Origin of the sequence: Roseibium sp. TrichSKD4 (assembly GCF_000148725.1) — a bacterium.
In the GTDB taxonomy this organism is placed as follows: domain Bacteria; phylum Pseudomonadota; class Alphaproteobacteria; order Rhizobiales; family Stappiaceae; genus Roseibium.
Map to the genome: position 1 here is coordinate 260,352 of NZ_GL476300.1, position 25,642 is coordinate 285,993.

Consider the following 25,642-nt stretch of genomic DNA (forward strand, 5'->3'; position numbering starts at 1 on the left):
AAATTACCGAAAAATTTACAGATTACTACCGTGTTGTTTTCGACAATGTAATGTGTCGCCATCTTGATCACACGGCCGCAGAGATGTTTATCAAGTGGCAAAGTGTGACGTCAGCGCCACGTCTCTAGCGAGAACGATTGCAACCATTGGTATAAAATGCCATTTTTGCATATATAAGATTCGCAAGTGGCGCTTGCACGCGAGGAGATGCAAGGTGACGCTCGATGTAGGTACAATACTGCTAATGTCTGCTGCCGTTGAATTCATCGGCGCTTTTTTGTTGTTCCTTTTCGTTAGAACATCGCCATCGGCTATCGATGCGCGCAGTGTCAAAAGCTTGACCTTCTGGATTATTTCTTTTGCGATGTGTGGCTTCGGGTTGGTTGCTCTCATTTCTCGGGGCTACGCACCCGATTGGATTAGCTACTTGTTTGCCAATGCTGCGATCCTTCTTGCAGCTGACATGCGCCGAGTAGCCGTCTCCAAGTTTTGGGGCATACGGTCCAGTCATTGGCTGGGTTTGCTTGCCGCGGCTGGCTGGACTGGGCTTTATTTTGTTCCAGCCTTCAAATCGAGCTACGCCGCTATTGTTTTTTATGTGCATGCGGCCCTGCTTGTCATAGTAGCAAAAGCTGCTTATCAGGTCTTGAGCTGCAATAGGGGGAGATTACGGACAGCGCGTTGGTTGGGCTGGACTTACTGTGTCGCGGCGCTTACTCACTTTTACGTCGCGTTTTCTGCAGTCCTCTCAGAGCATTCCATCTTCCAACCCTTCTCAAGTATCGAAGTGATCGGCGGCTATGTAGGCATCATGTTCGTCACATTGTTTGTGAATACGATTATTGTGTTCGCAATGGTTACAGAGCGAGAGCAATTGAAGTTTCAAGAACTCGCTCAAGTCGATCCTCTGACAAATCTCAACAATCGTCGCGCCTTTCTGAATGAAGCGAACGACTGGTTGAAACGAAACTCCCGCAAGGAACGTGATTTCTCGGTCATTATGTTGGACCTTGATCACTTCAAGAAGGTCAACGACACCCATGGCCATGCTATTGGTGACAAGGTTCTAAAAATTTCAGCAGATGTTCTGAAGACTGAACTCCCCAACGATGCTGCGATTGGTCGACTGGGCGGAGAAGAATTCGCGATACTCTTGAAAAACACACCACATGACCGTGTTATGTATTATGCCGAACGCGTGCGTTGTAAATTTATAGAAGCTGTTTGCTCGGATTTTAACGGGGCACTGTCCGTCACTTTAAGCGCGGGGTATCACACCGAAAACACCCGTTCCAACTGCCCGTTAAACACTGCGATGGCCTTCGCAGATCGTGCACTTTATCAAGCCAAAGATGCGGGCAGAAACCGCGTATATTCAAGCAAAAAGCCCAAACTCGACGTTGTACGCGAAACAAGCCGCGTGCCAGAGGCAAGCGGCTTCGCAACACCTAAAGCGATATAGGACCCAAGTTTCCGATTGTGCCTATAAAGACGCTGACTTTACTGTTTCATAGTCCCTGAACCAGGGCATCAAGAACAAAACCGATAAACATGATCCAACCGAATTTTCCGTTGGACCGAAACAGCTTCAGGCATTCCTCAGGCTGATCAATATCCAGCTTCACAATCTGCCAAAAGAGATGAACAACTCCCGCGGCTATTCCCATGAAGGCAAGCGGGCCAGCATCGGCGAGCATAGCCGCCAATGCGAACAGCAAGCTGGCAGACAAGTACAGCAGAACCAACGCAAGTTTTGTCCGTTCTCCGAACAAAAGCGCGGTTGAACGCACGCCAACGAGCGCATCATCCTCTTTGTCCTGATGGGCGTAAATCGTATCGTAGCCAATGGTCCAGCATATTCCGCCCAGATAAAGAGGGATCGGAGCCCATCCGAGAGAGCCGAACACCGCCGCCCACCCCATTAAAGCGCCCCACGAAAAAGCGAAGCCCAAGAACAACTGCGGCCAGTTGGTTATCCGCTTCATGAACGGGTAAATTGCCACCGGCACAAGGGATGCAACACCCAAGGCGATGGAAAAGGTGTTGAACTGAAGCAACACGACCAGACCGGTTAAAGCCTGCAGCACCAGAAAGATCTTCGCCTGCGTTCTGGTTACCTGACCGGCCGGAATCGGCCGAGAGCGTGTTCTCTCCACCTGGCCGTCGATGTCTTCATCAACAATGTCATTGTAGGTGCAGCCTGCACCTCTCATGGCGACTGCCCCTATAAAAAACAGGAACATGTGCCATGGATTCGGCCAGGCAGCACCCGACGCGATGGCGGCCAGAGCGGCAGACCAAAGGCACGGCCATAACAGCAACCACCACCCAATCGGCCTTTCCCAACGCGCCAACCGCGCATAGGGGCGAAGCCAAGCGGGCAGCCGTGTATCTACCCAATGGCGTTTGACCGCGTCGGCAACCGGTCCTGTATCATTCGTCGAAAACAGCATTTCAGGGGTTTAACGCGTTCGATTGTCAGGTGCGAGTGTTTTTCGGCGATTTATCCAGCCACTCCCTTTCTCTCGGGCCAAACAATTGTGTCGCCTCAGGCGGCATGCTAGACCCCGGCCATCGATGCGGGGTGCTTTTTTAGACCCTTTTCCTGACACTGATCTGACAGATAGAGACATCTGCCCATGAACATCCTTCTCATTGGCTCTGGCGGCCGCGAACATGCTCTGGCGTGGGCACTTTCCAATTCTCCCTTGCTGACAAAGCTCTTTGCGGCTCCGGGGAATGCTGGGATTGCGGAAATCGCGGAGTTGATTTCTGTCGATGTTGCAGACCATGAGGCGGTGATCTCCTTCTGCCAAACCAATGCCGTGGACTTTGTTGTGGTCGGACCGGAAGCCCCGCTTGTCGCCGGTCTCGTTGATGATCTAACCGCTGCCGGGATCAAGGCATTCGGGCCAAGCAAAGCTGCGGCTCAACTGGAGGGATCAAAGTCATTCACCAAAGCCATCTGCGATGCTGCAAACATTCCAACTGCAAAATATGGCCACTTCAAAACAGCTGATGATGCCAAAGCCTATGTTGAAGCACATGGCGCGCCCATTGTTGTGAAAGCGGATGGCCTTGCCGCAGGTAAAGGCGTTGTCGTAGCCATGACGAAGGAAGAGGCTCTCGCGGCTGTTGACGCCTGCTTTGAAGGCAGCTTTGGAGCAGCTGGCGCCGAGGTGGTGCTGGAAGAGTTTCTGGAAGGAGAAGAGACCAGCTTTTTTGTTCTCGTCGATGGTGAGAACTTCTTGCCTCTGGCAACCGCCCAAGATCACAAGCGCGCCTATGATGGGGACAAAGGCCCCAACACAGGCGGTATGGGGGCTTATTCTCCTGCCCCTGTCATGGATGAGGCTATTGTTTCGCGGACAATCGATGAAATCATCAAGCCCACTGTCGACGAAATGGCAAAACGTGGGACGCCGTTCAAAGGTGTCTTGTTCGCCGGTTTGATGATCACGGACGAAGGCCCGAACCTCATTGAGTACAACACCCGTTTCGGTGATCCTGAATGCCAGGTCCTTATGATGCGTCTGAAAGACGACCTCCTAACCCTTCTCTTGGCCAGCGCCGACGGCACGCTCGACAAGGTGGATGCCCGTTGGCACGATGATGTTGCCATGACGGTTGTCCTTGCCGCCAAGGGGTACCCTGGATCTTATGAAAATGGCACACAGATCAAAGGTATTGAAAAGGCTGCGGATGGTCCGGACGTTGCCATTTTTCATGCTGGAACCAAACAAGTGGACGGACAGCTTTTGGCAAATGGGGGCCGAGTGCTCAACGTCACAGCACACGGAACTACAGTTCAAGAGGCCCGAGACAAGGCTTATGCTGCGGTAGAAAAGATCGACTGGCCAGAAGGTTTTTGCCGAACAGATATTGGCTGGCGCGCCCTACAATCATAAGGCTAAACAAGACCATTGGAGAACAAGATGAAAAGCCGAGACTTGCCTGAGCTCTTTCCCGGCTTTTCATCGCAAAAAATATCTTTTCCCGATGGAGACGTATTTTGTCGAGTTGGCGGTTCGGGGGCCCCTCTTCTACTCCTCCATGGTTATCCGCAAAGCCATGTAATGTGGCACAAAATTGCCCCAGCCCTATCCGATCAGTTCACGGTCATTTTGGCTGACTTACCCGGTTACGGGCAGTCCGATTGCCCGCCTCTTTCCGCAGATCACTCAGCCTATTCCAAACGCACCATGGCGAAAACGATGGTGCAGCTGATGGCTGAACAGGGGCATGAGACGTTTTTTCTTGCCGGTCATGACCGAGGCGGCCGCGTGTCTTATCGAATGGCACTGGACCATCCTCAAAAGGTCAAGAAACTTGCTGTTCTCGACATCCTGCCGACATTTGACTACTGGGCGAAAATGGATCGCGAATTCGCCTTGAAAGTCTACCACTGGGCCTTCCTCGCCCAGCCAGCGCCATTTCCCGAGAACCTGATTTCTGCGTCAGCCATTTCCTATTTGGAGCACACATTGGCCAGCTGGACAGCTAGCAAAGATCTTTCGGCCTTTTCGGAAGCAGCGCTCGCGCACTATCGTGCAGCTTTTTCTAACCCGCGCCGTGTCGCCGCTTCCTGCGAAGACTATCGCGCCGGTGCAACCATAGACCTTAACCACGACAGCCTGGATCGCGAGAACCAACGCAAGATCTCATGTCCAACTCTCGTCCTGTGGGGAAATGCAGGAATTGCGAGCTCGGCCTCCACACCTCTCGACACTTGGCAAGAATGGGCAATTTCTGTGAAAGGCACAGGAATTTCCAGTGGCCATTTTCTACCGGAAGAAGCGCCGACTGAAGCCCTCCAGCAGATGAAAACCTTTTTTAGTTCAGATCACTAGATATTTTATTGCGCGTTTTCGGCTTAGTTCCGTTTCAGGCATTCCTCTTGGAACCCACGCGTGCGTGCTTTGACCCTCCGCATTACCGTCAATACCAAACCCTACGGTATTCAATATAATACGTGCTTCGACTTAACTGGGGCAATTTGCGAATTCTGTTACTTTCATCCTTTCTAAATCAAGAAACCTCGCAAGACTTCAATAAGAAGATCTTAGACAGAAACAAACCGGAGACATCAAATATTACGACGACAACAACGTAATTCATGTCCTTCACGCGTAATACAGTCAGCTGACCCATGAATAGTCACGTTTCGGATCTTGGCAAGAATGGCTCTCCCAAAACCCAAAAGCGGTTCAGCGACCGACTGGACGCGGTTTTCAAAAACTGGAGTGCCGATGGGCGCTTAATTTCAAGACCGTTGAAAGTCACTTTCATCGGTTTTTTGGTCGTAACAGTCTTGGCCTTGACTGCACAAAATGCGCTCAATGAATACCGGAACTTTGCCAAACCGATCATAGCGACCACGTCTTCTGCAGAAACACTTCTGGAACACCAAAGACAGGTTGCATCGCTCGGCCTTGAACAAGCCTTGTTGGGAATTTCGTCAGGCGGACGAATGAAGCAAGCCATGCTTGCTGGCGACATTGATAGCCTCGAAGCATCAGCAGACTCCCTGTTTCGGGAGCTGTCCGTCTTTCATGCCATCTCCGAGTTTTCCATTTACTCGCCAGACCTTTCGGTCGTCTATCAAGCGCATGAACTTGATCTACAAACGCCTGACACGCCGGATTACCTTCTTCAGCTGGCTAAAAAGATCGGGGTCACGACGCGTGGATTTGCGTTTGATGACAATGGATTTCTTTCTATTTCAGCGGTTCGTCCTTGGACAATAAACGACGAATTAAAAGGCTTCTTGAAGTTGTCTCGGAAGGTCGATGAAGTGTTGACTTTCATCGGCACCAGCGTCAATGCCCAAGTCATCAAGCTCTATCGGAAAGATGCCTTCCCACGTGGCAGCGCTCAAGCGCTCTCACGAGAAGGATGGGCGCAGGCCGGCCCCTTCATCTACAAAAACACAAGCCATCAGAAACTACCCGCTCACTTCGCAGATTATCTGGCCAAATTTGACCAAACCGCCAGCATTTATGAGCGTATTAACTATGATGGCGGTCAGCTCAAGATTGCCCACAGTCTGGCTGTCAGTCATGCGGACAGGGACCATCACACGACATTTGTCCTGTTGCAGGACATGACGGACGAGTTCATTGCCTTCCTTCAGAGCACAGCTCTGTCTCTGGGTATCGGGTTTGCACTTGCCTTCGGATTTTGGCTCATTTTCAACCGCCTTATTCATGCGCTTCAACGACTGGTGCTATCGACACGCCAGCGGTTGGAGAAGGAGGTGCAGGAAAACACAGCCGAACTGGAAGCAAGCAGAAATCGACTTCAGCAAGCCCAGAAGGTTGCGTCAATAGGCAGCTGGGAAATGGATCTCATCACAAAGGAGGTCCATTGGTCTGAGGAAATGTATAATATCGCCGGCCTCGATCCAGAGCTGGATGGAAATGCTGCTCAAAATCAGTTGTTCTCGCTGCTCCCATCCGAAACACTGCGTCTCATTGAAAATTCACTCAAGGAAGCAGCTGAAAAATCACAAGGTTTTGATTTTGAACACGAGATCATTCGCCCGGGCGGTTCTACCCGGCATATACATGTTCGTGGCAACATCCAAACAGATGAGTTCAGCGATGCGGCCAAAGTTTTTGCAACATCCCACGACATAACGGACTGGCACCTAGCGCAACAACAAAGCCTGTTACTTGCGGACATTCTGGAAGCCTCGATGAATGAGGTCTATCTGATCGATGCCCGTACGCTAAACATCGAATACGCAAATTCGTGTGGCCGTGAAAACCTCGGTTACTCGATGGCAGAACTATTTGATTGCACAGTCCGGGACATCAGCCCGGGTATGACAATTGAGCAATTCAATAGCCTCGTATCGCCCTTGCGCGAGGGCAAGCAAAGCTATTTGAAACATGAAGGGCACCAACTGCGAAAAGACGGCAGTTCATATCCTGTTGAGGTTCGCTTCCAAAAATATTTGGAGCACAATCGTGACCTTTATGTCGCAATTGCCATTGATGTCACCGAGCGCGCAGCTCGCGAACAGGAAATCCGCGACGCCAGGGATGAAGCCGAACGCATCGCTTATTTCGACGCACTGACAGGTCTCGCAAATCGTGCCTGCTGCCAACGCGAAGCGGCTATCCGTTTCGATAAGACAAATCAGAACAAGCCAGCTTTCCTGATCCATCTTGATCTAGATAATTTCAAACGGATCAACGACACCCTTGGCCACCTTGCGGGGGATTTGTGCCTGGAAGAAGCTGGTCGCCGTCTACGTGACTGTTGCGGAGAGGATGCCACGGCCTACCGCTGGGGCGGCGATGAGTTCGTTATTATTGCAAGTAGTAGCGCTGCGGACCCGGCAGTTTTGTGCAACCGCGCCACATCTGCCATGCGCATCCCGATGGAATTTGAAGGCAATCAAATCTGGCCATCCACCAGCATGGGCGTCGCTTGCTGCCCCGCTGATGGTGAAACGTTCGAGTCACTTCTGGTTCATGCAGATTTGGCTCTCTACCACTCAAAGGAGAAAGGTAAAGACCGCTGGAGTTACTTTGCCGAAGACATGAAACTCGACAGCGATGCAGAGGCTGAGACCGAAAAAGAACTCCGACGAGCTATCGCAAATGACGAGTTTTTTCTCGTGTTCCAGCCACAGGTCAACATTCGCACTCGAAATGTCACGGGAGTTGAAGCTCTGGTTCGCTGGCGCCATCCCACCAAGGGTGTTCTCGCGCCGGGTGCCTTCCTTTCCGTTGTCGAGAAAACGAACCTTGCCTCTCAACTTGGCCGCGTTGTGCTGGACAAAGCGCTGCAAGCCGCCAGAAACTGGACAGATATTGGCTTCCGGTTTGGTCAGATATCCGTCAACATTTCGCCGACCCATTTGGTTTCCGGCAACCTTTTGGCTGACTTCGAGGAAATGATTGACACCTACAACCTGCCGCCATCTCTTATTACTGCGGAGGTATTGGAGTCTGTCTTTTTCGATGACAAGAAATCAGACAGCACCGATGTTCTTGAACAACTGCACCAACTTGGCGTTCAAATCGAGTTGGACGACTTTGGGACGGGCTATGCCTCACTCTCTCATGTGGCCGACCTTCCCATCAATGGCCTGAAGATCGACCGCACATTCACTGCCAAACTCCTGAGCGACCACAAAAAAGAGATTGTTATCAACCAACTCATCCATCTGGCTCGTGCGCTTGATATTGGCGTCATATGCGAAGGCCTTGAAACAGATGCCCAATTTGAGCGCCTGAGAATGATGGGCAATTTTTCGGTTCAGGGCTACCTGATCGCTCGCCCCATGGAATTTGAGAACATGACAAGCTGGTTGGAAGCTTCGTCAAAGGACACACTTTTTGTCATTTGATTTGTGACGTTGCGGTCCTTATCTCCGGTACACACCAAAACCGCGTCCGGCGCTCCATTCAGGGCACTCAGAACGCATCGCTATTGCGAACCGGAGACAACACATGAGCGAACCACGCATCGGGCTTGCACTTGGCGGCGGCGGGGCCAGAGGCATGTCTCATATTCCGGTTCTCGAAGCCTTTGACGAACTTGGCATCCGGCCCTACGCCATCGCAGGAACCTCCATCGGCTCAATATTGGGAGCAGCCTATGCGGCCGGGAGAAGTGGCAAGGAGGTTAGAGGGATCGCGCTGGACCTTTTTGCCGACAGGAATGCGGTTCTCGGGGCTTTGTGGAAGCTCCGCCCCAAAAAGCTGACAGACATGTTTACTGGGGGCACTGTAACGTTCGATCCATTGAACGTACTGGAAGCCTTTGTCGCTGAGCACCTGCCAGAAAGCTTCGAAGAACTGGACATTCCTCTCACGGTATTGGCGACCGATTTTTACGGCTGCAATGAAGTTGACATTACCAAAGGACCACTTCTGCCGGCGATCGCAGCATCAATCGCCATTCCAGCCGTTTTCCGCCCCATTACGCGTGAAGGCCGTATTTTGATTGACGGCGGCGTGGTCAACCCCCTGCCCTTTGATCGCTTGCCACCGGAATGCGATGTCGTTGTAGCAGTGGACGTTGTGGGAGCCCCAGTTCCCCGCAATGACCGGCAATCTCCGACCTCGCTTGATGCGATCTTCGGCTCGTCTCAAATCCTGATGCAGAGCATCACGCAGCAAAAACTCAAACAAGGCAGGCCGGAGCTTCTCCTGCGTCCGGAGAACGACAATATCCGTGTTCTGGACTTTTTGAAAACACAACAGGTTCTGGACAAAGCGGAGAGCCTACGAGTCCATACGATTCAACGACTTACAGAGATTCTGAGTGACTTAGAAAAAAACAACAACTAGGAATAGTCATACCAGTATTTTTATATAAACCGGCATCAGTTATTTTGATAATACTGTGAATTAAGTAAACTTTAATTAAATAACGACACACTCCATGTATTAGAAAGATGCATGGATAAACTTATGACCAAAGGTTCGACTGACATGGAAGGATGTCCGGTACCTGAGGAAGTCCTTGGTCAACTGATACATGAAACACTTTCATCGGTTGCCGAGAAGACCCGCGAAATGCCGGAACATCAGCGCAGTCGGCTTGCTGTATTTTGTTATCGCCGATCACATCTCCGCCGCCTTGGCCTAGCCGTTGCGGCGAACTGCAGCCGTCATGGCCTCGTTGAAGAAGCAGGCCATGCCGGAGAAGTTTTGTACCAACAAGCGGCAAACCCGGAACGGACACTGGCAAGTGATACCTATCTGGGGAGCCGACATGGAAAAAAACCGGTCTCTTTGCGCCGGGTATGACAGCACTTCAATTTTCGGGGCAGGGTCCTCCTCCCACCTGTCCCCACTTGGCAACCGTTCCCCGTTCAAAACTCGGGGCGGTTGCCAATTCTTTTTGTAGGTCATTTAGACCACAGTTTCCCTAATTTCCTTGCCAGACTTCAATCCCGCGCTACCCTTTAAGGAAGGGATTTCATGGGAGGTGCGGTCACCATGCGGAATGCTATCCAACTCCTGAATGTTGTATGCATTTCTCTGATTGTGGGTGCTTTGAGCTCCTTTTCCATCACGACAGCAGAAGCCAGTTGCCAGCTTGTGGCAGATCGCGGCTCTGCCACTCCGCACCGTGTGCAGGTCGCCCTAGAGCCGAACGAAGTTGAAATTTGCTACATCGGGCACTCCACCTTTGAACTCACCACGCCCAAAGGTGTTCGCATCGCAACCGACTACAATGATAGCCACCGCCCCTTCGACACGCCGACAGTTGCGACAATGAATGGCGCCCACAGCACGCATTTTAGTTTGAACCCGGATCCCGACATCGACCACATATTGCTCGGCTGGAACCCTGAAGGCGGTCCGATGGATCACGATTTGACTGTTGAAGACGCCCGCATCCGCAACATCCAGACCAACATCAGAGGATGGGACGGCACGAGCCGAAAACTTGGCAATTCGATTTTCGTTTTCGAGATTGCCGATCTTTGCATTGCCCATCTGGGTCACTTGCATCATCAACTGACCCAGGAAGACCTCACGCGCCTTGGCCAGATTGATATCGTGTTGGCTGCCATCGACAATTCGTCAACGCTCAAGCTCGACAGCCTGATGAAGGTACTGGATGACATCAGTCCCGCGATGGTTATCCCGATGCACTTTCATTTTCATGGATCGTTGGAGGCATTTTCGGCCCGAGCGCTGGCGGAAGGCTACAGTGTCGTTGCTGCGCCAGAACCAAAGCTGATCGCGCGCAGCGATGCATCACCGTCAGAAAAAACAGTCTACGTCATGATGCCGAGTGGCGGTTGATCTACCCAAGCCATCGATAGAACAGGATTTGACTGTCGCCAGCGGTGCGCTCATCTAGCAACTCGAATGCCTCCGGCATCTCGATTAATGCGCTTGCCCGCTCTTCCAATATGCAGACGGCATTGGGCTGAACCCAATTGCCTTGAACAGCAGACAGAAATGCCTTTTCTCCGAGACCTTTGTCATAGGGCGGGTCGACAAACACAATATCAAATGGTTCAACAGTTCCAGCCCCGCCCAAACGGGCCGCATCCCGGCGGAAAATCTTCGCAGCCCCATTCAAACCGAGGGCTTCCATGTTTCGGCGAATAGCACCTCGTGCCTCGGCTCCTTCTTCAATGAAGGTGCAATGGCGTGCCCCTCGGCTGATTGCCTCAAAGCCCAGCGCGCCGCTGCCTGCAAACAGGTCCAGAACGCGGGAGCCATTCAAATCCACATCCAGACCATGCGCGAGGATGTTAAATATGGTCTCCCGCAATCGATCACTCGTCGGTCGGGTCGATTGGGACTTTGGCGCAACAATCGCGGCACCCTTGAACTTACCGGCAACTATTCTCACGAGCGGCCTCGCGGGCCCGGCTTTTTGTCAAACCGGCCAGTCGGCTTTGGTTTGTCGGCGTTTCGGCGGTCCTGCTGCTTGTCTTCAACAAGTCCGTCGTCTGACCAAATCCGGCGCTGCGGACGCGGACGTGCCGGACGGTCGTCAAAGTCACGAGACGGACGTTGATCGCGGGATGGGCGCTGCTGATCACGATAGGATTTGGCACCTTTGTCTCTGGTGCCAGGCTTCTTGCGATTGACGGCAGCTTCACCATCTCGGCTGCTCATCCAGCGCGCTTCGCTCCCGCCACCTTTTTGGCCGACAGACTTTTTCTTTTTTGGCTGTTCATCCTGCTTGGGCTGATTAAGGATCGGCGCATCAAAATCGGCTCCCGCTTCTTCTGCAAGCTTGTCACCCAGCTGATCCCGCAGGACCCGGCCTCTGATTTCCCGGACCTCGCCTTCCGCGATATCCTGAAGCTGGAAAGGACCAAAGGAAAGCCGGATTAGACGGTTCACTGACAGACCAAGATGCTCAAGAACCCGCTTCACCTCGCGGTTCTTGCCCTCGCGCAACCCCACAGTCAGCCAGACGTTATCGCCCTGCTCTTTATCGAGACTGGCTTCAATGCCGCCGTAAAGTACACCATCAATAGCAACGCCATCTGCCAGCGTGTCCAGATCAGCTTGTGTCACCTTGCCAAAGGCGCGAACACGGTAGCGCCGCAACCAACCAGTCGCGGGCAATTCCAGAACACGGGCCAAGCCGCCATCGTTGGTCAGCAGCAAGAGTCCTTCAGTGTTGATATCAAGACGGCCAACAGTCAGGACGCGCGGCAAATCCTTTGGCAGACGATCGAAAACGGTCTTCCGTCCTTCCGGATCCTTGTTTGTCGTCACCAAGCCACGCGGCTTGTGATACAGCCAAAGCCTCGTCCGTTCGCGGGTCGGAAGCGGATTGCCGTCGACCAGAACCTTGTCCTTGGCTCCAACGGTAATGGCCGGAGTATCCAGCTTCTTACCGTTGACTTCCACACGTCCCGCTGCAATCCAGGTCTCAGCTTCCCGACGCGAACACAATCCAGCGCGGGCCATCACCTTGGCAATGCGCTCACCTTCAAATGCACTCGACCGTTCAGTTGCAGGAGAGGCCGGCACAGCCGACTTTTGTGCCTGCGACTTATCCCGTTTGGGTCCACTCTTGGAGCGGGGCCCTGGTTTCCGGCCTTTGCTATTTTGATCGAATGAGCGCCCGCCAGCCCGTCGGGCCCGGTCGCCGGTGTCTTTTCGCGATTTGGTCATGTGTGCCTCTTAGCAGAGCTTTCCATGAACGGGAATTGCGAAATCATGATGAAAGCGGCTTTGTTACGCGCAAGATGCATAACTGTGCTATGGCTCACTCTGTTTGTCAGTCTTCCGGATCACCAATCGCCCAAATGCCCTCACCTGATCTCCAACCAGTTGGTTCATTTATGGACTTGGCTCTTGAGGAAGCTGAAAAAGCCGCAGCTCGCGGAGAGGTTCCAGTTGGGGCTGTGTTGGTCCGTGATGGAAAAGTGCTGGCGAAAGACGGCAACAGAACACTGGAACTAAACGATCCGACCGCTCATGCAGAAGTTCTGGTTATCCGCGCAGCTTGCAACACGCTTGCCTCCCAACGCCTTCCAGAGTGCGATCTGTATGTGACCCTTGAACCGTGCCCCATGTGCGCCGGGGCCATTTCTTTTGCCCGCATTCGCCGCCTCTATTACGGCGCTGGAGACACAAAAGGAGGGGCGGTTGAAAACGGCACCCGCTTTTTCTGCCAACCAACTTGCCACCATGCCCCGGAGGTTTATTCCGGGTTTCAGGAGCAGGCATCTGCCGAACTGTTGAAAAGTTTCTTTCAAAAGAAACGGCAAAGAGACTAATTTTGTAGGCTCTTGCTCGCCGCCAGGTCAGTCCAGAACATATCGACCAAACCCATCAGATCGCGCTTCCAGAGGTTGCCGTGCCCGGCGCCATTGAGGATGTTGAGCTGTTTGGGCGAATTGGCAAGGTCATACAGCCGCTCTCCGTGCTCAACTGGAATGACCCGGTCCTCTGTTCCATGCACGATTAAAATCGGACTGGTCACGTTGCCAATGCGCTCACGACTCAAGAACGGGTCTTTTATCATCAGGTCGACCGGCAACCAGAAATATTGATCCTTGGCGATGTCGGATATTGCAGTGTAGGGCGCTTCAAGGACGACGAGATCAACATTTGGGCGCTGAGCAGCCACCGCAATAGCAACACCTGTACCGAGCGATTCTCCATGCAGGATGATCGGCCCGCCCTTCTTGGCCAGTGCGTCGAAAATCTCCAATCCATCTGAAATAAAATCGGCTTCAGAAGGCGCCCCTCCGCTGCCCGGATATCCGCGATAACTGACTGCCAAAAGCCCATAGCCCTTTTGCAGGATCTGTTCAAAGCGCCAAGCGCGCTCCGTCATGTTCCCACCATTCCCGTGGAAATAGATCACTGTGGGCAGATCTGCCGACTTGGGTGCCGCGCTCCACAGGAGAAGCGGCGTGCCGTCAGAAGCGCTGAACTCGCCAGCGATGACTTGAGCCAGCCCCTCATCTGCCGGTGTCGATGCCACTCCAGAGGGACGAAATACAAAGTCCCGCTGAAACACGTACATGTAAGAAGCTGCTGCCAGGTAGACAGCTACAATGCTGATCAGGGCAATTTTGAATGTCCGCATAAAATTAAAGCCGATCCAAACGAATGAAACCAAATCTGGTTTTGTAGGCTATTTGCGCCCGAACAGTTTCTCAATGTCATCCAGCTTCAATTCCACCCAAGTTGGACGGCCGTGATTACACTGGCCCGAAAGCGGCGTTGCTTCCATGTCGCGCAGGAGCTGAGCCATTTCTTCCACACGCATTCTGCGTCCGGCCCGGATAGACCCGTGACAGGCCATGGTTGCGGCAACATGGTCGAGTTTTTCTTTTAATCCACTCGCCGTTTCCCACTCTGCCAACTCGTCAGCCAGATTGAGCACCATACCCTTGATGTTCATATCGCCCAGAATGGCTGGTGTTTCACGTACAGCCACTGCCCCCGGACCGAAAGCCTCCAGAACAAGACCAACCTCTTCCAATTCGGTAGCATGGTCCGTCAGCCTGCCAACATCTTCTTCGGGCATCTCAACGATTTCCGGGATGAGAAGCAATTGGCGCGCAACGTCCTTCTTCGCCAGACTTTCCTTCAGTTTTTCATAGACCAAACGCTCATGGGCTGCATGCTGATCGACAATCACCACCCCATCATCAGTCTGTGCGATGATGTAGGTTTCATGCACCTGCGCCCGTGGCGCACCTAATGGCAGTGATGTCTTTTCCGGCTCAATCTGTTTTTCATGGGCTCTTGCATCCGCCGACGGCATCGAAAGGCCAGAAAGCCCCGCTTCTCTAGGCGCATCAAATACGGATTGCTCGCCGTCAGAAAATCCACGTGCGGTAGGTTCAAGTGGACGAAAGGCGTCCTGCGACCACGCTGCATTTGAGCGTTGTGGCTGGTAAGCAGGTGTGGCGTTACCTGACCCAGACGGAGCTCGCGGAGCAAACCCTTGCGCGCGAATGACGTCCATTGCTGCCGCCGCATTGGATGTAGAGGATCTATGCCCTGCCTGCACCAATGCCTGCTTGATTGAGCCAACCAGGAGACCTCGTACCAACTGACCATCGCGAAACCGAACATCCGCCTTTGCCGGATGCACATTTACATCGACAAAGGCAGGATCAAGATCAATGAACAGAACCACGACCGAATGACGGTCGCGGGCCAACACGTCGGCATAAGCCCCGCGCAATCCGGACAAGAGCAGCTTGTCCTTCACCGGTCGCCCATTCACAAAGAAAAACTGATGTTGGGCATTGCCGCGATGAAAGGTGGGCAATCCGGCAAACCCCGACAGGCGCACGCCTTCACGCGCGGCATCAATTTCCATGGCGTTGTCGACGAATTCCTTGCCCAGCACTTGCGAAATCCGCGCCAGATGAGGCTCGTCCCCACGGGCTGCAGGCCAATTTGCGGGTTGGCGGTCACTTCCCGATAGAGAAAAACCGATATGCGGATAAGCAAGGGCGATGCGGCGAACGATTTCAGTAATCGCTGCTGCCTCAGCACGATCAGACTTCAGGAACTTCAAACGCGCTGGCGTTGCGAAAAACAGGTCCCGGACCTCGATCTGGGTGCCCTTGGTGCGGGCCGCCGGAATAATCGAGCTTTCCTTGCCGCCTTCTACCTTAATAGTCCAAGCGTTTTCTTCCTCGCTGTGCCGGGTCTGGATAGCGAGCCGGGCAACAGATCCGATGGATGGCAGCGCTTCGCCGCGAAAGCCCAGCGTGCGGATATCAAACAGATCATCATCGGAGATCTTGGACGTGCAATGACGGCGGATGGCGAGTTCGAGATCGGAGCGGCGCATGCCGATGCCATCATCCGACACCCGCATTAAGGTTTTGCCGCCGGCGGCTGTGACGATATCAACACTGCTCGCACCTGCATCGATAGCATTTTCGACCAATTCCTTGATAACGCTTGCGGGGCGCTCAATCACTTCACCGGCTGCAATCCGATTTATGATCGCTTCACCGAGTTGCCTAACCTGCATTTCCCACCCTTCGGAGTTTCCCGGCACCGATGTTTCCGATATGGTCCGCCGCGTCGCAAGACGATTCTGAGCCATTCTACCAGAACGACCACCGTGAGTGATCCCATATGACCGTGCAAACACCGCTCCTTGTTTCGGGGCTAAAAGACATCGCTTCCCAATATTCTGCCGTTTTGTGCGATGTCTGGGGCGTGCTTCACAATGGTGTAACGGCCATGCCTGGAGCTCACGAAGCCCTGACTGCCTTCCGTCAGGAAACCGGTGGAAAGGTGGTTCTAATTACCAATGCACCTCGCCCGGCCCCGGAAATCCGGGTGCAGCTGGCGCGCTTTGGGGTCACCGAAACGGCTTACGATGATATTGTCACCTCCGGAGACGTAACCCAAGAGCTGCTTTCAGCTCAGGTTGGAAAGAACCTGTTCCATATTGGCCCTCAGCGTGATTTGCCGCTTTATGACGGAATGGGCCTGACCTTTTCTGATGAAGCCAACGCAGACGTCGTGAGTTGCACGGGTCTCTTCGATGATGAAACGGAAACCCCGGATGACTATCGCGAACGCCTCGCTGATTTGGTCAAACGTGATGTCACGATGATCTGCGCCAATCCGGACATTGTCGTTGAACGTGGTGACCGGTTGATCTGGTGCGCAGGTGCCCTTGCTCGTCTCTATGAGGATCTGGGTGGGTCTGTTGCCATTTTGGGCAAACCCCATGCACCGATTTATGAGGCTGCAAAACGCCGCCTTGAAACACTGAATGGTGCTGCAGTTGACCCCACCAAAATTCTCGCAATTGGAGACGGTCTGCCAACGGACATTCGAGGGGCGGTATCGCAGGATTTGGATGTGTTGTTTATCACGGCCGGGATCCACGGTGCGGACTTTGGACCGCTTGAAGCGCCGCAAGAAGACCTCATCCGCCGCCGCTTGAAGGAAGAGGGCCTGAGAGCCCGCGCAGCGTTGCCTCGTCTCGTTTGGTAAAGAGACAATCCGAACAAACATAAAAAGCCGCCTCAAACGGGCGGCTTTTTTGAATTCTTTATTGAAGATATTTTTAGTCGAAGAGCTTGTCGATATCCGACTGGTCATTCATCAGATCGTCAACGTCGTTCTGGGAAACGCCTTCGCCAGCGTGTTGAGGACCATGAAGGATCTGCTCGCGCTTGCGAACATCTTCCGCCGTTTCCTCTATTTCTGCTTCCAGCTCTTCTGGGATACGAAGGCGTTCAACAAAATTGGAAACCCGTTCATCGATAAAGTTCAAGGTTGAGACAACCTTGGAAATGCGTTGACCGGTAATGTCCTGGAAGGTGCAAGCCTCGAAAATTTCGATCATCTTGCCACTGACGAGTTCCTGATAGGCAGCATGGTCGTCTGGATCAGCCCCCATGATCTCCTCAGCTGCTTCCATGATCGTGTTGGTGGCATCTTCCGTTGCCTCAACAATGGCGTCCAGTTCCCGACCGGCGTCAGGAATGCGAGAAGCCGTCATATCATTGGCGCGGAGATTGGAAATTTCCTCCTTCATAGAGGTAATTTCGCGAGCGATTGCCTTGAGTTCCTCGGTAACAGCTGGCTGTACGTTGGATAGGAAATCGTGCATTGAACCAGACATAACCTCTGCCAAGTGCATGACATCAGTCAGGGAAACATCGCCCCCCCGGTTCTTGTTTTCCTCCAGGAAGGTGATGACGCGTGCTACGCTGTCTTTGGTAATCTGGGTCACAGGCAGTCTTTCCTTGCTGCTGGACACCTATACTGGGTGTCGGATCATCGGGCGGTTCATGGATACGCCACCCGATCATGCATTCGCCACGTGGTAACGGCGAACCTGGCAAAAGAAGCGGACGAAATGTCCGCTTGTTCTTTACGCCCGTGTCTTAGGAATCGAAAACTGCTTCGATCTTGCCTTTCAATGTCTGCGCATTGAACGGTTTCACGATGTAGTTGCTCACTCCGGCCTTTTTCGCGGCGATCACGTTCTCCGTTTTGGATTCTGCGGTCACCATGATGAAAGGCGTTTTGCTCAGATCAGCGTCTGCGCGAACCTGTTTCAGAAGCTCGTAGCCAGTCATCGGCTCCATGTTCCAGTCAGAAATGACCAGTCCATATTTACGCTGCTTCATCTTTTCCAGGGCTTCAGTGCCGTCCGCGGCATCATCGATATCCTCGAAACCGAGCTGCTTAAGCAGGTTGCGAATAATCCGAATCATCGTCTTGTAGTCATCGACCACGAGGACCGGCATTTGAAGATCAAGGGCCATCGTCTACTCCATACTGTCAAGTTGCGCGGCCCTTGGCCTCGGGCCGTGGAGACGCGTTATGACTTTAAATAAGGAGAGAGACACTTAACGTGTCCTCACCTCCCCACACTTTGGAGAGACTAATCCAGCCCCCTGAAAAGACCGTTAATACGAGATTTTTTTTATTCGCCCAAAGCCCAATTGCTGATGATGTTCGTGTTGCTTAGCCTTTATTCGACTAAAACAGGGGTAATTTATACCAATGGCGATACTTGAATTACAGAAACTTAGCTTCGAAGACCTTGAAGTTGGGTTGCAGGAAAAGATTGTCAAGCATGTCAGCTCATCTGATGTCGTTGGTTTTGCAGAGGTTTCTGGTGATCGCAATCCGATTCATTTGTCGGAACATTTCGCCGCCCGAACCCCCTTCAAAACCCGCATAGCGCATGGACTCTACACTGCTAGTCTCATTTCAGCGGTGCTTGGAACCCGATTGCCGGGTCCTGGTGCGATTTATTTATCACAGACCCTCAATTTCAAGGCTCCTGTCAAAATTGGAGACGATGTCACCGTGCTCGTCACGGTTGAGGAATTAATGGATAAAGGTAATCGCGCCCGCCTCAGCTGTGTTTGCAGTGTAGATGAGACAGTAGTTCTGGAAGGGGAGGCTCTGGTGAAGGTGCCCAGCCGAGATGATGATCGCTCCGGGTTATAAAGGCAAACCGACTCACCTTTATATAGAAGAGCACTCCAGCTTGACCTTTGCACATGAAGGCGGCAGTTTCCGCAAACTGTCTCAGGCAAGTGCTCGCCACGGCGGCACCTGACTGTTTCCTGTCATTTGCAAGGTCTATTGAATGCCGTCTTCCCGTGTGACTGATTTTTTTCGCATCACCTCTCTCGACGAGATGCCAGATGCATTAAAAGGTGGTGTCGTCGCAATCGGAAATTTTGACGGCGTTCACCGTGGCCACCAAGCTGTCTTGAATACAGCCCTTGAAACCGGGCGTAATCAAGACATCCCGGTTTATGCGATGAGCTTTGAGCCGCATCCCCGCAGCTTTTTCAATCCCAGCAATCCGGTGTTCCGCCTCACCCCATCTGTTCAAAAAGCAGCGGTGATGAAAGCCTGTGGCCTCGACGGGATCGTCGAGTTGCCATTTACAAAGGACTTTGCCTCCATCGAGGCTGAGCAGTTTGTAAAAAACATTCTTTTGGACAAGCTGGCCATTCACCATGCGGTGACAGGGTTCGACTTTCATTTTGGCAAAGCGCGCGCAGGAACTCCGGACTACCTGAGGAACGCCGGAGCGGAGCACCAATTCGGTGTGACCATTGTCGAACAAGAAACCGACGAAGGTGCCAACGACATTTCGTCCTCAAGAATCCGCGCCTGTCTGGAAGAGGGTGACATCACCCTTGCCAATGGCCTTTTGGGTTATCGCTGGTTCTTTGAAGCCGAAGTGCGGCACGGAGACAAACGCGGTCGGGATCTCGGCTACCCAACTGCCAACCTCCAGATGGCTGAAAACTGCCCCCTGAAACACGGCGTTTATACAGTAAGGGTCACCACACCAGATGGTTTCGTGTTTGGCGGTGTCGCTAGTTATGGGCGACGCCCGATGTTCGATCATGGCGCGCCCATGTTTGAAGTCTTCCTGTTTGACTTCACTGGCGATCTCTATGGTCAGACATTGCGGGTGAATGTCATTTCCTATTTGCGCGGCGAAGAGACCTTTGACAGCGTAGACGCCCTCATCGCGCAAATGGACCGCGACAGTAACGAGGCAAAAACAGTCCTTGGATCGCTCCAGCCGCTTTCCGAACTTGATCTGGCACTTTTCCCGCCGAACTGAAAGTCAAGAAAATGACATCGGGCCCTATCGAGCAAAATAACCTTGCTGCCATCGGCCTGATGTCCAGTGCGATGCTAATTGTCCCGCTAATGGACATCATCGCAAAGTATCTTTCTGCCTCTCTCCCTCCCCTTGAAATCACGTTCGCGCGCTTCTTTGCGCAATTGATTCTGGCGGGTCTAGCTGCACTTGTTCTCGGACATCGCAGCAAATTGCTGGGCAACAGGCCAGTTGTGAACCTTTTGCGCGGCGCTATTCTGTCCCTCGCCGTCCTGTTCTTCTTTACGGCTGTCAAATACATGTCGGTCGCTACCGCCATATCGATTTTTTTCGTTGAACCGATGATCCTGACGGTTCTGGCCGTCATCTTCTTGAAAGAAAAAATCGGCATTCGGCGGATCGGCGCGATCATTGTTGGCTTGACTGGTGCCTTGATCATTTTGCGCCCAAGCCTTGCAGAGACCGGTCTCGTCAGTCTGCTTCCATTGGCAACGGCAACACTTTTCGCCATTTACCTGCTCATGAACAGGTTTTATGCAAGCGCTGACGGGTTGGTGCCCATCCAGTTCAGTGCAGGTCTTGCGGGTTCCGTCATACTCGGATTTGCGTTGGTAACAACGACCGCCCTCGATGTGCCGGAGGCCACTTTCATCATGCCGGAGAGCTGGCAGTTTGGATTGATCGCGCTGATGGGCGTCTTTTCCTACCTCGGGCACGGACTTGTTGTCTTGGCGTTCCAACGCGGCGAAGCGGGATTGCTTGCGCCTCTCCAATATCTTGAAATTGTTGGCGCAACCTTGTTCGGATATCTCGTTTTTGCCGACTTTCCGGACGGTCCGACTTGGATTGGTATTGGCTTGATCGTTTTTGGCGGCCTTTACATCGCTCAGCGCGAGCGCGCGCAAAGCACCTCATGACCCTTCAGCAGTTTGGAAGCGCCTCAAGCTGAAAAGGCTAATCAACCCGCGGCCTTGTGTGATCTCGACACAAGGGTTCTCTGGACACCAAGATAAGCAATCCCTGCCGCAGCGAAGGGCCCGAGCGGTAGTCCCGCCCACATTGCAGCTCCACTGCTGGTGGCCGTCAGGATCACACAAATTGCCATGATCGACTTTTCATAGGGCCGAGCACTTTGTTGGCTTACCTCAGCCACCCAAAATGCCAGCGGCACCGCCAGAATCGTCAAATCATAAGACAGCGCGAACGGCGTCGCGAGGATACTGAAAGGGACCAGCACCATTATTTGGAGGCCATCGAAGCCGGGCCTCGCCAGGCTTTATAAACCAGAACCGCAGCCACAATGGTGATCATGCCCTGAATTATCTGGGTCGGACCATGCCCCAAGCCCAGTGTACGGAGGCCAGCATAGACCGAGACCATTTTCTCCCATCCCACCAATCCTTCTTGAAGGGTTTGCCCGGCAATCGGAATTTGTGCGATGAAGGCGAGCCACGTTTCCTGCCCAAAGACAAGATAAGACATTCCGGCAAATAGAAGAGTGGTCGCAGCAGCGGTGAAGATGGTGACCCATTGCCGATCAGCCAACAGAGCAAGCGGAAGCAGGATGCCAAGCTGTGGCTTCACCGTCATCAATCCGATCAGGACACCCGCCAGAACTGGACGATCCTGCTTCAGACACACCATCGCAAATCCGAGCAGTGTTGCCAGAAAAAGCGCGTTTTGACCGTGGAAGACACAGATCATCGCCGGAGGAAACGCACACAGCATCAGTGCAGCGAAACCATTTCCGGTTATTGTTCGCGTCATTGCCCAATAGGCGAGTAAACTCAACGCATTGAAGGCGATGAAGCTGAATGCAAACCCTGCAAGACCAAATGGCAGGACTGCGAGCAGGAATGTTGGTGGATAAAAGAACGAAAAGAACTTGTCCGTTCCAGTCAGTTCAAATTGGAGTTTTTGGAACTCACCGGTCAGATAAGGAAGTTCAGGGCGACCCGCGTTCGCCTCCCCTGCAGCGGCCCAAAAACTCAAATAATCCGTGAGCAGCGGCTTTCCGTCTCCGGGATTAAAGTTGTTGGGTACTGTGAACAGCAGAACAACAACCAACGCACTCGCTGCCAGATAAAAAAGGCTCGCAAACCGGATATGGCGCGCCAGTAGCCAATCCCCGGTTTTCAGGTGTTGGGAAAAGCGCTGCGGAAAATCAGTCGAAGTCATGGATATTGGTAACCTAGCAAATTTTACCAAGTGTCCTAACCGAATGTCCTTACGAAAGGGTCAAGAGGGATCATTACCACGATAGCTTCAATACGGCTCGCGCAGCATCACACTCAAAGGAACAACTCACTCAAGGCTTGTCACTCTGCCCCGTAATCTATGCGAATGATCGCTAATGATCTGATAGATATTGCTGAACGTAAGGGCTTTATTCCAACGCCCGACACTGCTAGTAAACGCGCCATGGATCGCTTCGTTACACAACACCACCTGCACATTATTGCAGGGTTACGAATTACCGGCCCGGCCGTCGGCTAAGGCGCTGCAATGCGCGCCGCCGAAGGACCGGGACCCTTTCTGATGCCAGATGGGCGATAAGCCTGTCCTCTCCTAATTGATGATGGCGCGACGATCCGCGCCTTGCCTCTACGGATCCGTAAAGCGATGACCGATACGACTACCCGCGATTACTCAGAAACCCTGAACCTGCCGAAAACCGATTTCCCGATGCGTGCCGGGCTTCCCAAGAAAGAGCCGGAGATCATCAAAAAGTGGCAGGAGATGAACCTTTACAAAAAGCTGCGAGAACAGTCGGCTGGCAAGGACAAGTTCCTGCTGCATGATGGTCCTCCCTATGCCAACGGCAACATCCATATCGGCCATGCACTCAACAAGACGCTGAAAGACATGGTCACCCGCTCCATGCAGATGCTGGGGTATGACAGCAACTATGTTCCGGGTTGGGACTGCCACGGCCTACCAATTGAGTGGAAAATCGAAGAACAATACCGCTCCAAGGGCAAGAACAAGGACGAAGTGCCAATCAACGAGTTCCGGCAAGAATGCCGCGACTTCGCGGAGCACTGGATCAATGTTCAGCGCGAGGAATTCAAACGCCTTGGCATTGAGGGTGACTGGGACAACCCGTATCTGACCATGCGCTTTGAAAGCGAGGCGATCATCGCCAATGAGCTGATGAAGTTCGCCATGTCCGGCCAGCTGTATCGCGGCTCCAAGCCGGTCATGTGGTCGGTCGTTGAAAAGACCGCTTTGGCAGAAGCAGAAATCGAATACCACGACTATCAGTCCGATCAGATCTGGGTGAAATTCCCGATCGTGGAGGCGGGTGGAACGGACGAAGCTGCAACTGAACAGCTGCTTGATGCGTCTGTCGTCATCTGGACGACCACACCTTGGACGATCCCGGGCAATCGTGCGGTCTGTTTCTCGTCAAAGATCAACTATGGTCTTTACGAAGTGACCCAAGACGGTCTGCCGGACGACAACTGGGTGCAGAAGGGCGACTTGCTGGTTTTGGCCGATGCTCTGGCTGCAGATGTCTTCAAGCACGCCCGGATCGAGGAGTTCAGGAAAGTGCGGGCCGTTGAGGCTAACGAGCTTGCGACCGCCACACTCGCGCACCCTTATCGGGACCTTGACCTTGGCGGTTATCAGTATGACGTGCCGGTTCTTGATGGCGACCACGTGACGGATGATGCCGGTACGGGCTTTGTTCACACCGCTCCAAGCCACGGCGCAGATGACTTTGAAATCTGGATGTCGAGTACCCAGCACCTTCAGGACCGCGGGATCGATACAGCCATCCCTTTCACAGTCGCTGATGATGGTTTCTACACCAAGGACGCGCCGGGTCTGGAAGGCAATCAGGTCATCACGCACAAAGGTGAAAAAGGCAAAGCGAACAAGTCCAATATCGAATACCTGAAGCAGTCAGGCAATTTGATCGGCCTTGGCCGCTTGAAGCACCAATATCCGCATTCCTGGCGTTCCAAGAAGCCAATCATCTTCCGCAACACGCCCCAATGGTTTGTCTATATGGACCGCGACCTGAAGGGTGAAGGCGATACTCTGCGGGCCCGCGCTCTGAACGCGATTGACGAGACACGCTTTGTTCCAACAGGCGGACAAAAGCGCCTGCGCTCAATGATCGAAAACCGGCCGGATTGGGTTCTCTCCCGCCAACGCGCCTGGGGCGTGCCGATCAGCGTGTTTGTGGATCCTGATACTGGTGAAGTTCTGAGGGACGAAGCCGTCAACAAGCGCATCTATGATGCTTTCGTTGCCGAGGGTGCAGACGCCTGGTTTGCGGAGGGCGCAAAAGAACGCTTCCTCGGGTCTGACCATGATCATGCCAAGTGGCACATGGTCATGGACATTCTGGATGTCTGGTTCGATTCCGGCTCAACACATGCGTTCTGCATGGAGCAACGCGAAGACCTCAACCCGAACCGCAAGGGCCTCGGCGGTAAGGACTATGTCCTCTATCTTGAAGGCTCCGACCAGCACCGGGGTTGGTTCCACTCATCCCTTCTGGAAAGCTGTGGCACCCGCGGTCATGCACCCTATGACGCAGTTCTGACCCATGGCTTCACGATGGCAGAAGACGGGCGCAAAATGTCGAAGTCGCTCGGCAATCAAGTGTTCCCGCAGGACATCATCAAGCAGTATGGGGCGGACATCCTCCGCTTGTGGGTCGCTTCTACGGATTCTTGGGAAGATCAGCGACTGGGTCAGGAAATCATCAAGACCAATGTCGACAGCTATCGCAAGCTGCGCAACACCCTGCGCTGGATGCTCGGGTCTCTGGCCCATGCGACTGGTGAAGAGGTTGCCTTTGACGACATGCCAGAGCTTGAACGCTTGATGCTGCACCGCTTGTCCGAGCTGGACCAGATGGTTCGACAGGGCTATCAGGATTTCGACTATAAAAAGGTATTCCACCAGCTCTTTACGTTCATGACGGTTGAGTTGTCCGCCTTCTATTTCGACGTCCGAAAGGACGCGCTTTATTGCGACCCGGCCTCATCGGTCCGGCGCAAGGCATCGCTGTTTGTCATCGACAAGCTGTTTAACTGCCTCGTCACGTGGCTCGCCCCGATGCTGCCGTTCACGATGGAAGAAAGCTGGTGGGAAAGAAATGGCGGACAAAGCTCCGTTCATATGCAGCTGTTCCCGGACGTACCAGCAAACTGGCGTGATGAGCAACTTGCCGCCAAATGGACCAAGATCAAAACGGTTCGCCGTGTGATCACCGGTGCTTTGGAGATTGAACGTCGGGAAAAACGAATCGGTTCGTCTTTAGAAGCCCATCCGATTGTTCACGTGACGGATGCAGAGCTGATGGCGGCACTGGACGGACAGGACATGGCAGATATCGCCATCACCAGCCAGCTGACGCTGTCTTCCGATGAAGCGCCGGCTGACGCGTTTACGCTGGATGATACTGGCGGCGTTGCCGTTGTTCCGGGTCTGGCTGAGGGACAAAAATGTGCTCGTTCCTGGAAAATCCTTCCAGAGGTCGGATCTGACGCAGACTATCCGGAGGTCACGCTTCGGGATGCAAATGCCTTGCGTGAATGGGACGCAGGCCATAAGGCGGATTGAC

At 53.2% G+C, this 25,642-nt stretch carries 21 protein-coding genes; 13 read left to right on the forward strand and 8 right to left on the reverse strand.

The features are described 5' to 3' along the window. Positions 1 to 214 precede the first annotated feature (214 nt). A complete protein-coding gene (locus tag TRICHSKD4_RS27815; protein WP_139051912.1) occupies positions 215 to 1,462 on the forward strand; it encodes a GGDEF domain-containing protein in 1,248 nt (415 codons plus the stop codon). A gap of 46 nt (positions 1,463 to 1,508) precedes the next feature. Here TRICHSKD4_RS27815 and ubiA read toward each other — a convergent pair whose 3' ends face one another. Continuing rightward, entirely contained in the window at positions 1,509 to 2,453 is a 945-nt protein-coding gene (ubiA, locus tag TRICHSKD4_RS01235) for a 4-hydroxybenzoate octaprenyltransferase (RefSeq protein WP_009758889.1), read from the reverse strand. Between the two features lie 186 nt (positions 2,454 to 2,639). Here ubiA and purD point away from each other — a divergent pair, with 186 nt between their 5' ends. From purD to TRICHSKD4_RS01265, 6 genes are all read left to right on the forward strand, one after another. After that, positions 2,640 to 3,908: a phosphoribosylamine--glycine ligase gene (purD, locus tag TRICHSKD4_RS01240; RefSeq protein ID WP_009758890.1), complete on the forward strand. Its 1,269-nt coding sequence runs from the start codon at positions 2,640 to 2,642 to the stop codon at positions 3,906 to 3,908. Between the two features lie 27 nt (positions 3,909 to 3,935). Continuing rightward, positions 3,936 to 4,850, forward strand: a complete 915-nt coding sequence (locus tag TRICHSKD4_RS01245) for an alpha/beta fold hydrolase (RefSeq protein WP_040615836.1) — start codon at positions 3,936 to 3,938, stop codon at positions 4,848 to 4,850. A gap of 299 nt (positions 4,851 to 5,149) precedes the next feature. Continuing rightward, entirely contained in the window at positions 5,150 to 8,362 is a 3,213-nt protein-coding gene (locus TRICHSKD4_RS01250) for a bifunctional diguanylate cyclase/phosphodiesterase (RefSeq protein ID WP_009758893.1), read from the forward strand. Positions 8,363 to 8,465: 103 nt separating this feature from the next. Then, a complete protein-coding gene (locus TRICHSKD4_RS01255; protein ID WP_009758894.1) occupies positions 8,466 to 9,308 on the forward strand; it encodes a patatin-like phospholipase family protein in 843 nt (280 codons plus the stop codon). A gap of 123 nt (positions 9,309 to 9,431) precedes the next feature. Then, the gene (locus TRICHSKD4_RS01260; RefSeq protein ID WP_009758895.1) at positions 9,432 to 9,770 is read left to right on the forward strand and encodes a hypothetical protein; all 339 of its coding nucleotides are present in this window, start codon (positions 9,432 to 9,434) and stop codon (positions 9,768 to 9,770) included. 192 nt (positions 9,771 to 9,962) lie between these two features. Then, the gene (locus TRICHSKD4_RS01265; protein ID WP_040615935.1) at positions 9,963 to 10,778 is read left to right on the forward strand and encodes an MBL fold metallo-hydrolase; all 816 of its coding nucleotides are present in this window, start codon (positions 9,963 to 9,965) and stop codon (positions 10,776 to 10,778) included. 1 nt (position 10,779) lies between these two features. Here the strand turns inward: TRICHSKD4_RS01265 and rsmD are convergent, their stop codons facing one another. Together rsmD and TRICHSKD4_RS01275 are read right to left on the reverse strand one after the other, a co-directional pair. Beyond that, a complete protein-coding gene (gene rsmD, locus TRICHSKD4_RS01270; RefSeq protein ID WP_009758897.1) occupies positions 10,780 to 11,337 on the reverse strand; it encodes a 16S rRNA (guanine(966)-N(2))-methyltransferase RsmD in 558 nt (185 codons plus the stop codon). After that, entirely contained in the window at positions 11,334 to 12,620 is a 1,287-nt protein-coding gene (locus TRICHSKD4_RS01275; protein ID WP_083782698.1) for a pseudouridine synthase, read from the reverse strand. Before TRICHSKD4_RS01275 ends, rsmD begins: the two co-directional genes overlap by 4 nt. A 170-nt stretch (positions 12,621 to 12,790) precedes the next feature. On the opposite strand from TRICHSKD4_RS01275, the gene TRICHSKD4_RS01280 reads away from it, so the two are divergent. Further along, a complete protein-coding gene (locus tag TRICHSKD4_RS01280) occupies positions 12,791 to 13,228 on the forward strand; it encodes a nucleoside deaminase (RefSeq protein WP_040615839.1) in 438 nt (145 codons plus the stop codon). On the opposite strand, the gene TRICHSKD4_RS01285 is transcribed toward TRICHSKD4_RS01280, so the two are convergent. Beyond that, on the reverse strand, positions 13,225 to 14,046 hold the full coding sequence (locus tag TRICHSKD4_RS01285) for an alpha/beta hydrolase (RefSeq protein WP_009758900.1): 822 nt from the start codon (positions 14,044 to 14,046) through the stop codon (positions 13,225 to 13,227). The two genes, TRICHSKD4_RS01280 and TRICHSKD4_RS01285, sit on opposite strands and share 4 nt — an antisense overlap. A gap of 48 nt (positions 14,047 to 14,094) precedes the next feature. Further along, positions 14,095 to 15,960: a DNA mismatch repair endonuclease MutL gene (gene mutL / locus TRICHSKD4_RS01290; RefSeq protein ID WP_040615938.1), complete on the reverse strand. Its 1,866-nt coding sequence runs from the start codon at positions 15,958 to 15,960 to the stop codon at positions 14,095 to 14,097. 107 nt (positions 15,961 to 16,067) lie between these two features. On the opposite strand from mutL, the gene TRICHSKD4_RS01295 reads away from it, so the two are divergent. Beyond that, on the forward strand, positions 16,068 to 16,940 hold the full coding sequence (locus TRICHSKD4_RS01295; RefSeq protein WP_009758902.1) for a TIGR01459 family HAD-type hydrolase: 873 nt from the start codon (positions 16,068 to 16,070) through the stop codon (positions 16,938 to 16,940). Between the two features lie 73 nt (positions 16,941 to 17,013). On the opposite strand, the gene TRICHSKD4_RS01300 is transcribed toward TRICHSKD4_RS01295, so the two are convergent. Together TRICHSKD4_RS01300 and TRICHSKD4_RS01305 are read right to left on the reverse strand one after the other, a co-directional pair. Further along, positions 17,014 to 17,685: a protein phosphatase CheZ gene (locus TRICHSKD4_RS01300; RefSeq protein ID WP_009758903.1), complete on the reverse strand. Its 672-nt coding sequence runs from the start codon at positions 17,683 to 17,685 to the stop codon at positions 17,014 to 17,016. Between the two features lie 154 nt (positions 17,686 to 17,839). Continuing rightward, positions 17,840 to 18,223, reverse strand: coding sequence for a response regulator (locus TRICHSKD4_RS01305; protein ID WP_009758904.1), 384 nt, complete (start codon positions 18,221 to 18,223; stop codon positions 17,840 to 17,842). Between the two features lie 241 nt (positions 18,224 to 18,464). Here TRICHSKD4_RS01305 and TRICHSKD4_RS01310 point away from each other — a divergent pair, with 241 nt between their 5' ends. The 3 genes from TRICHSKD4_RS01310 (at position 18,465) to TRICHSKD4_RS01320 (ending at position 20,975) form a co-directional block, all read left to right on the forward strand. Beyond that, complete coding sequence (locus tag TRICHSKD4_RS01310) at positions 18,465 to 18,917, forward strand: MaoC family dehydratase (protein ID WP_009758905.1); 453 nt, start codon at positions 18,465 to 18,467, stop codon at positions 18,915 to 18,917. 142 nt (positions 18,918 to 19,059) lie between these two features. Continuing rightward, positions 19,060 to 20,058, forward strand: a complete 999-nt coding sequence (locus tag TRICHSKD4_RS01315; RefSeq protein ID WP_009758907.1) for a bifunctional riboflavin kinase/FAD synthetase — start codon at positions 19,060 to 19,062, stop codon at positions 20,056 to 20,058. An 11-nt stretch (positions 20,059 to 20,069) separates the two neighbouring features. After that, on the forward strand, positions 20,070 to 20,975 hold the full coding sequence (locus TRICHSKD4_RS01320; RefSeq protein WP_009758908.1) for a DMT family transporter: 906 nt from the start codon (positions 20,070 to 20,072) through the stop codon (positions 20,973 to 20,975). 322 nt (positions 20,976 to 21,297) lie between these two features. Here TRICHSKD4_RS01320 and TRICHSKD4_RS01330 read toward each other — a convergent pair whose 3' ends face one another. Beyond that, positions 21,298 to 22,236, reverse strand: coding sequence for a glycosyltransferase family 87 protein (locus tag TRICHSKD4_RS01330; RefSeq protein ID WP_009758910.1), 939 nt, complete (start codon positions 22,234 to 22,236; stop codon positions 21,298 to 21,300). A gap of 444 nt (positions 22,237 to 22,680) precedes the next feature. Here TRICHSKD4_RS01330 and ileS point away from each other — a divergent pair, with 444 nt between their 5' ends. After that, positions 22,681 to 25,641: an isoleucine--tRNA ligase gene (ileS, locus tag TRICHSKD4_RS01335; RefSeq protein ID WP_009758912.1), complete on the forward strand. Its 2,961-nt coding sequence runs from the start codon at positions 22,681 to 22,683 to the stop codon at positions 25,639 to 25,641. Position 25,642: the final 1 nt, after the last annotated feature.

Excerpts from the sequence above, each read along its gene's own strand:
- ubiA (WP_009758889.1), bottom strand. The coding sequence starts at position 2,453 with ATGCTGTTTTCGACGAATGATACAGGACCGGTTGCCGACGCGGTCAAA.
- purD (WP_009758890.1), top strand. The coding sequence starts at position 2,640 with ATGAACATCCTTCTCATTGGCTCTGGCGGCCGCGAACATGCTCTGGCG.
- TRICHSKD4_RS01245 (WP_040615836.1), top strand. The coding sequence starts at position 3,936 with ATGAAAAGCCGAGACTTGCCTGAGCTCTTTCCCGGCTTTTCATCGCAA.
- TRICHSKD4_RS01250 (WP_009758893.1), top strand. The coding sequence starts at position 5,150 with ATGAATAGTCACGTTTCGGATCTTGGCAAGAATGGCTCTCCCAAAACC.
- TRICHSKD4_RS01255 (WP_009758894.1), top strand. The coding sequence starts at position 8,466 with ATGAGCGAACCACGCATCGGGCTTGCACTTGGCGGCGGCGGGGCCAGA.
- TRICHSKD4_RS01260 (WP_009758895.1), top strand. The coding sequence starts at position 9,432 with ATGACCAAAGGTTCGACTGACATGGAAGGATGTCCGGTACCTGAGGAA.
- TRICHSKD4_RS01265 (WP_040615935.1), top strand. The coding sequence starts at position 9,963 with ATGCGGAATGCTATCCAACTCCTGAATGTTGTATGCATTTCTCTGATT.
- TRICHSKD4_RS01275 (WP_083782698.1), bottom strand. The coding sequence starts at position 12,620 with ATGACCAAATCGCGAAAAGACACCGGCGACCGGGCCCGACGGGCTGGC.
- TRICHSKD4_RS01280 (WP_040615839.1), top strand. The coding sequence starts at position 12,791 with ATGGACTTGGCTCTTGAGGAAGCTGAAAAAGCCGCAGCTCGCGGAGAG.
- TRICHSKD4_RS01285 (WP_009758900.1), bottom strand. The coding sequence starts at position 14,046 with ATGCGGACATTCAAAATTGCCCTGATCAGCATTGTAGCTGTCTACCTG.
- mutL (WP_040615938.1), bottom strand. The coding sequence starts at position 15,960 with ATGCAGGTTAGGCAACTCGGTGAAGCGATCATAAATCGGATTGCAGCC.
- TRICHSKD4_RS01295 (WP_009758902.1), top strand. The coding sequence starts at position 16,068 with ATGACCGTGCAAACACCGCTCCTTGTTTCGGGGCTAAAAGACATCGCT.
- TRICHSKD4_RS01305 (WP_009758904.1), bottom strand. The coding sequence starts at position 18,223 with ATGGCCCTTGATCTTCAAATGCCGGTCCTCGTGGTCGATGACTACAAG.
- TRICHSKD4_RS01310 (WP_009758905.1), top strand. The coding sequence starts at position 18,465 with ATGGCGATACTTGAATTACAGAAACTTAGCTTCGAAGACCTTGAAGTT.
- TRICHSKD4_RS01315 (WP_009758907.1), top strand. The coding sequence starts at position 19,060 with ATGCCGTCTTCCCGTGTGACTGATTTTTTTCGCATCACCTCTCTCGAC.
- TRICHSKD4_RS01320 (WP_009758908.1), top strand. The coding sequence starts at position 20,070 with ATGACATCGGGCCCTATCGAGCAAAATAACCTTGCTGCCATCGGCCTG.
- TRICHSKD4_RS01330 (WP_009758910.1), bottom strand. The coding sequence starts at position 22,236 with ATGACTTCGACTGATTTTCCGCAGCGCTTTTCCCAACACCTGAAAACC.
- ileS (WP_009758912.1), top strand. The coding sequence starts at position 22,681 with ATGACCGATACGACTACCCGCGATTACTCAGAAACCCTGAACCTGCCG.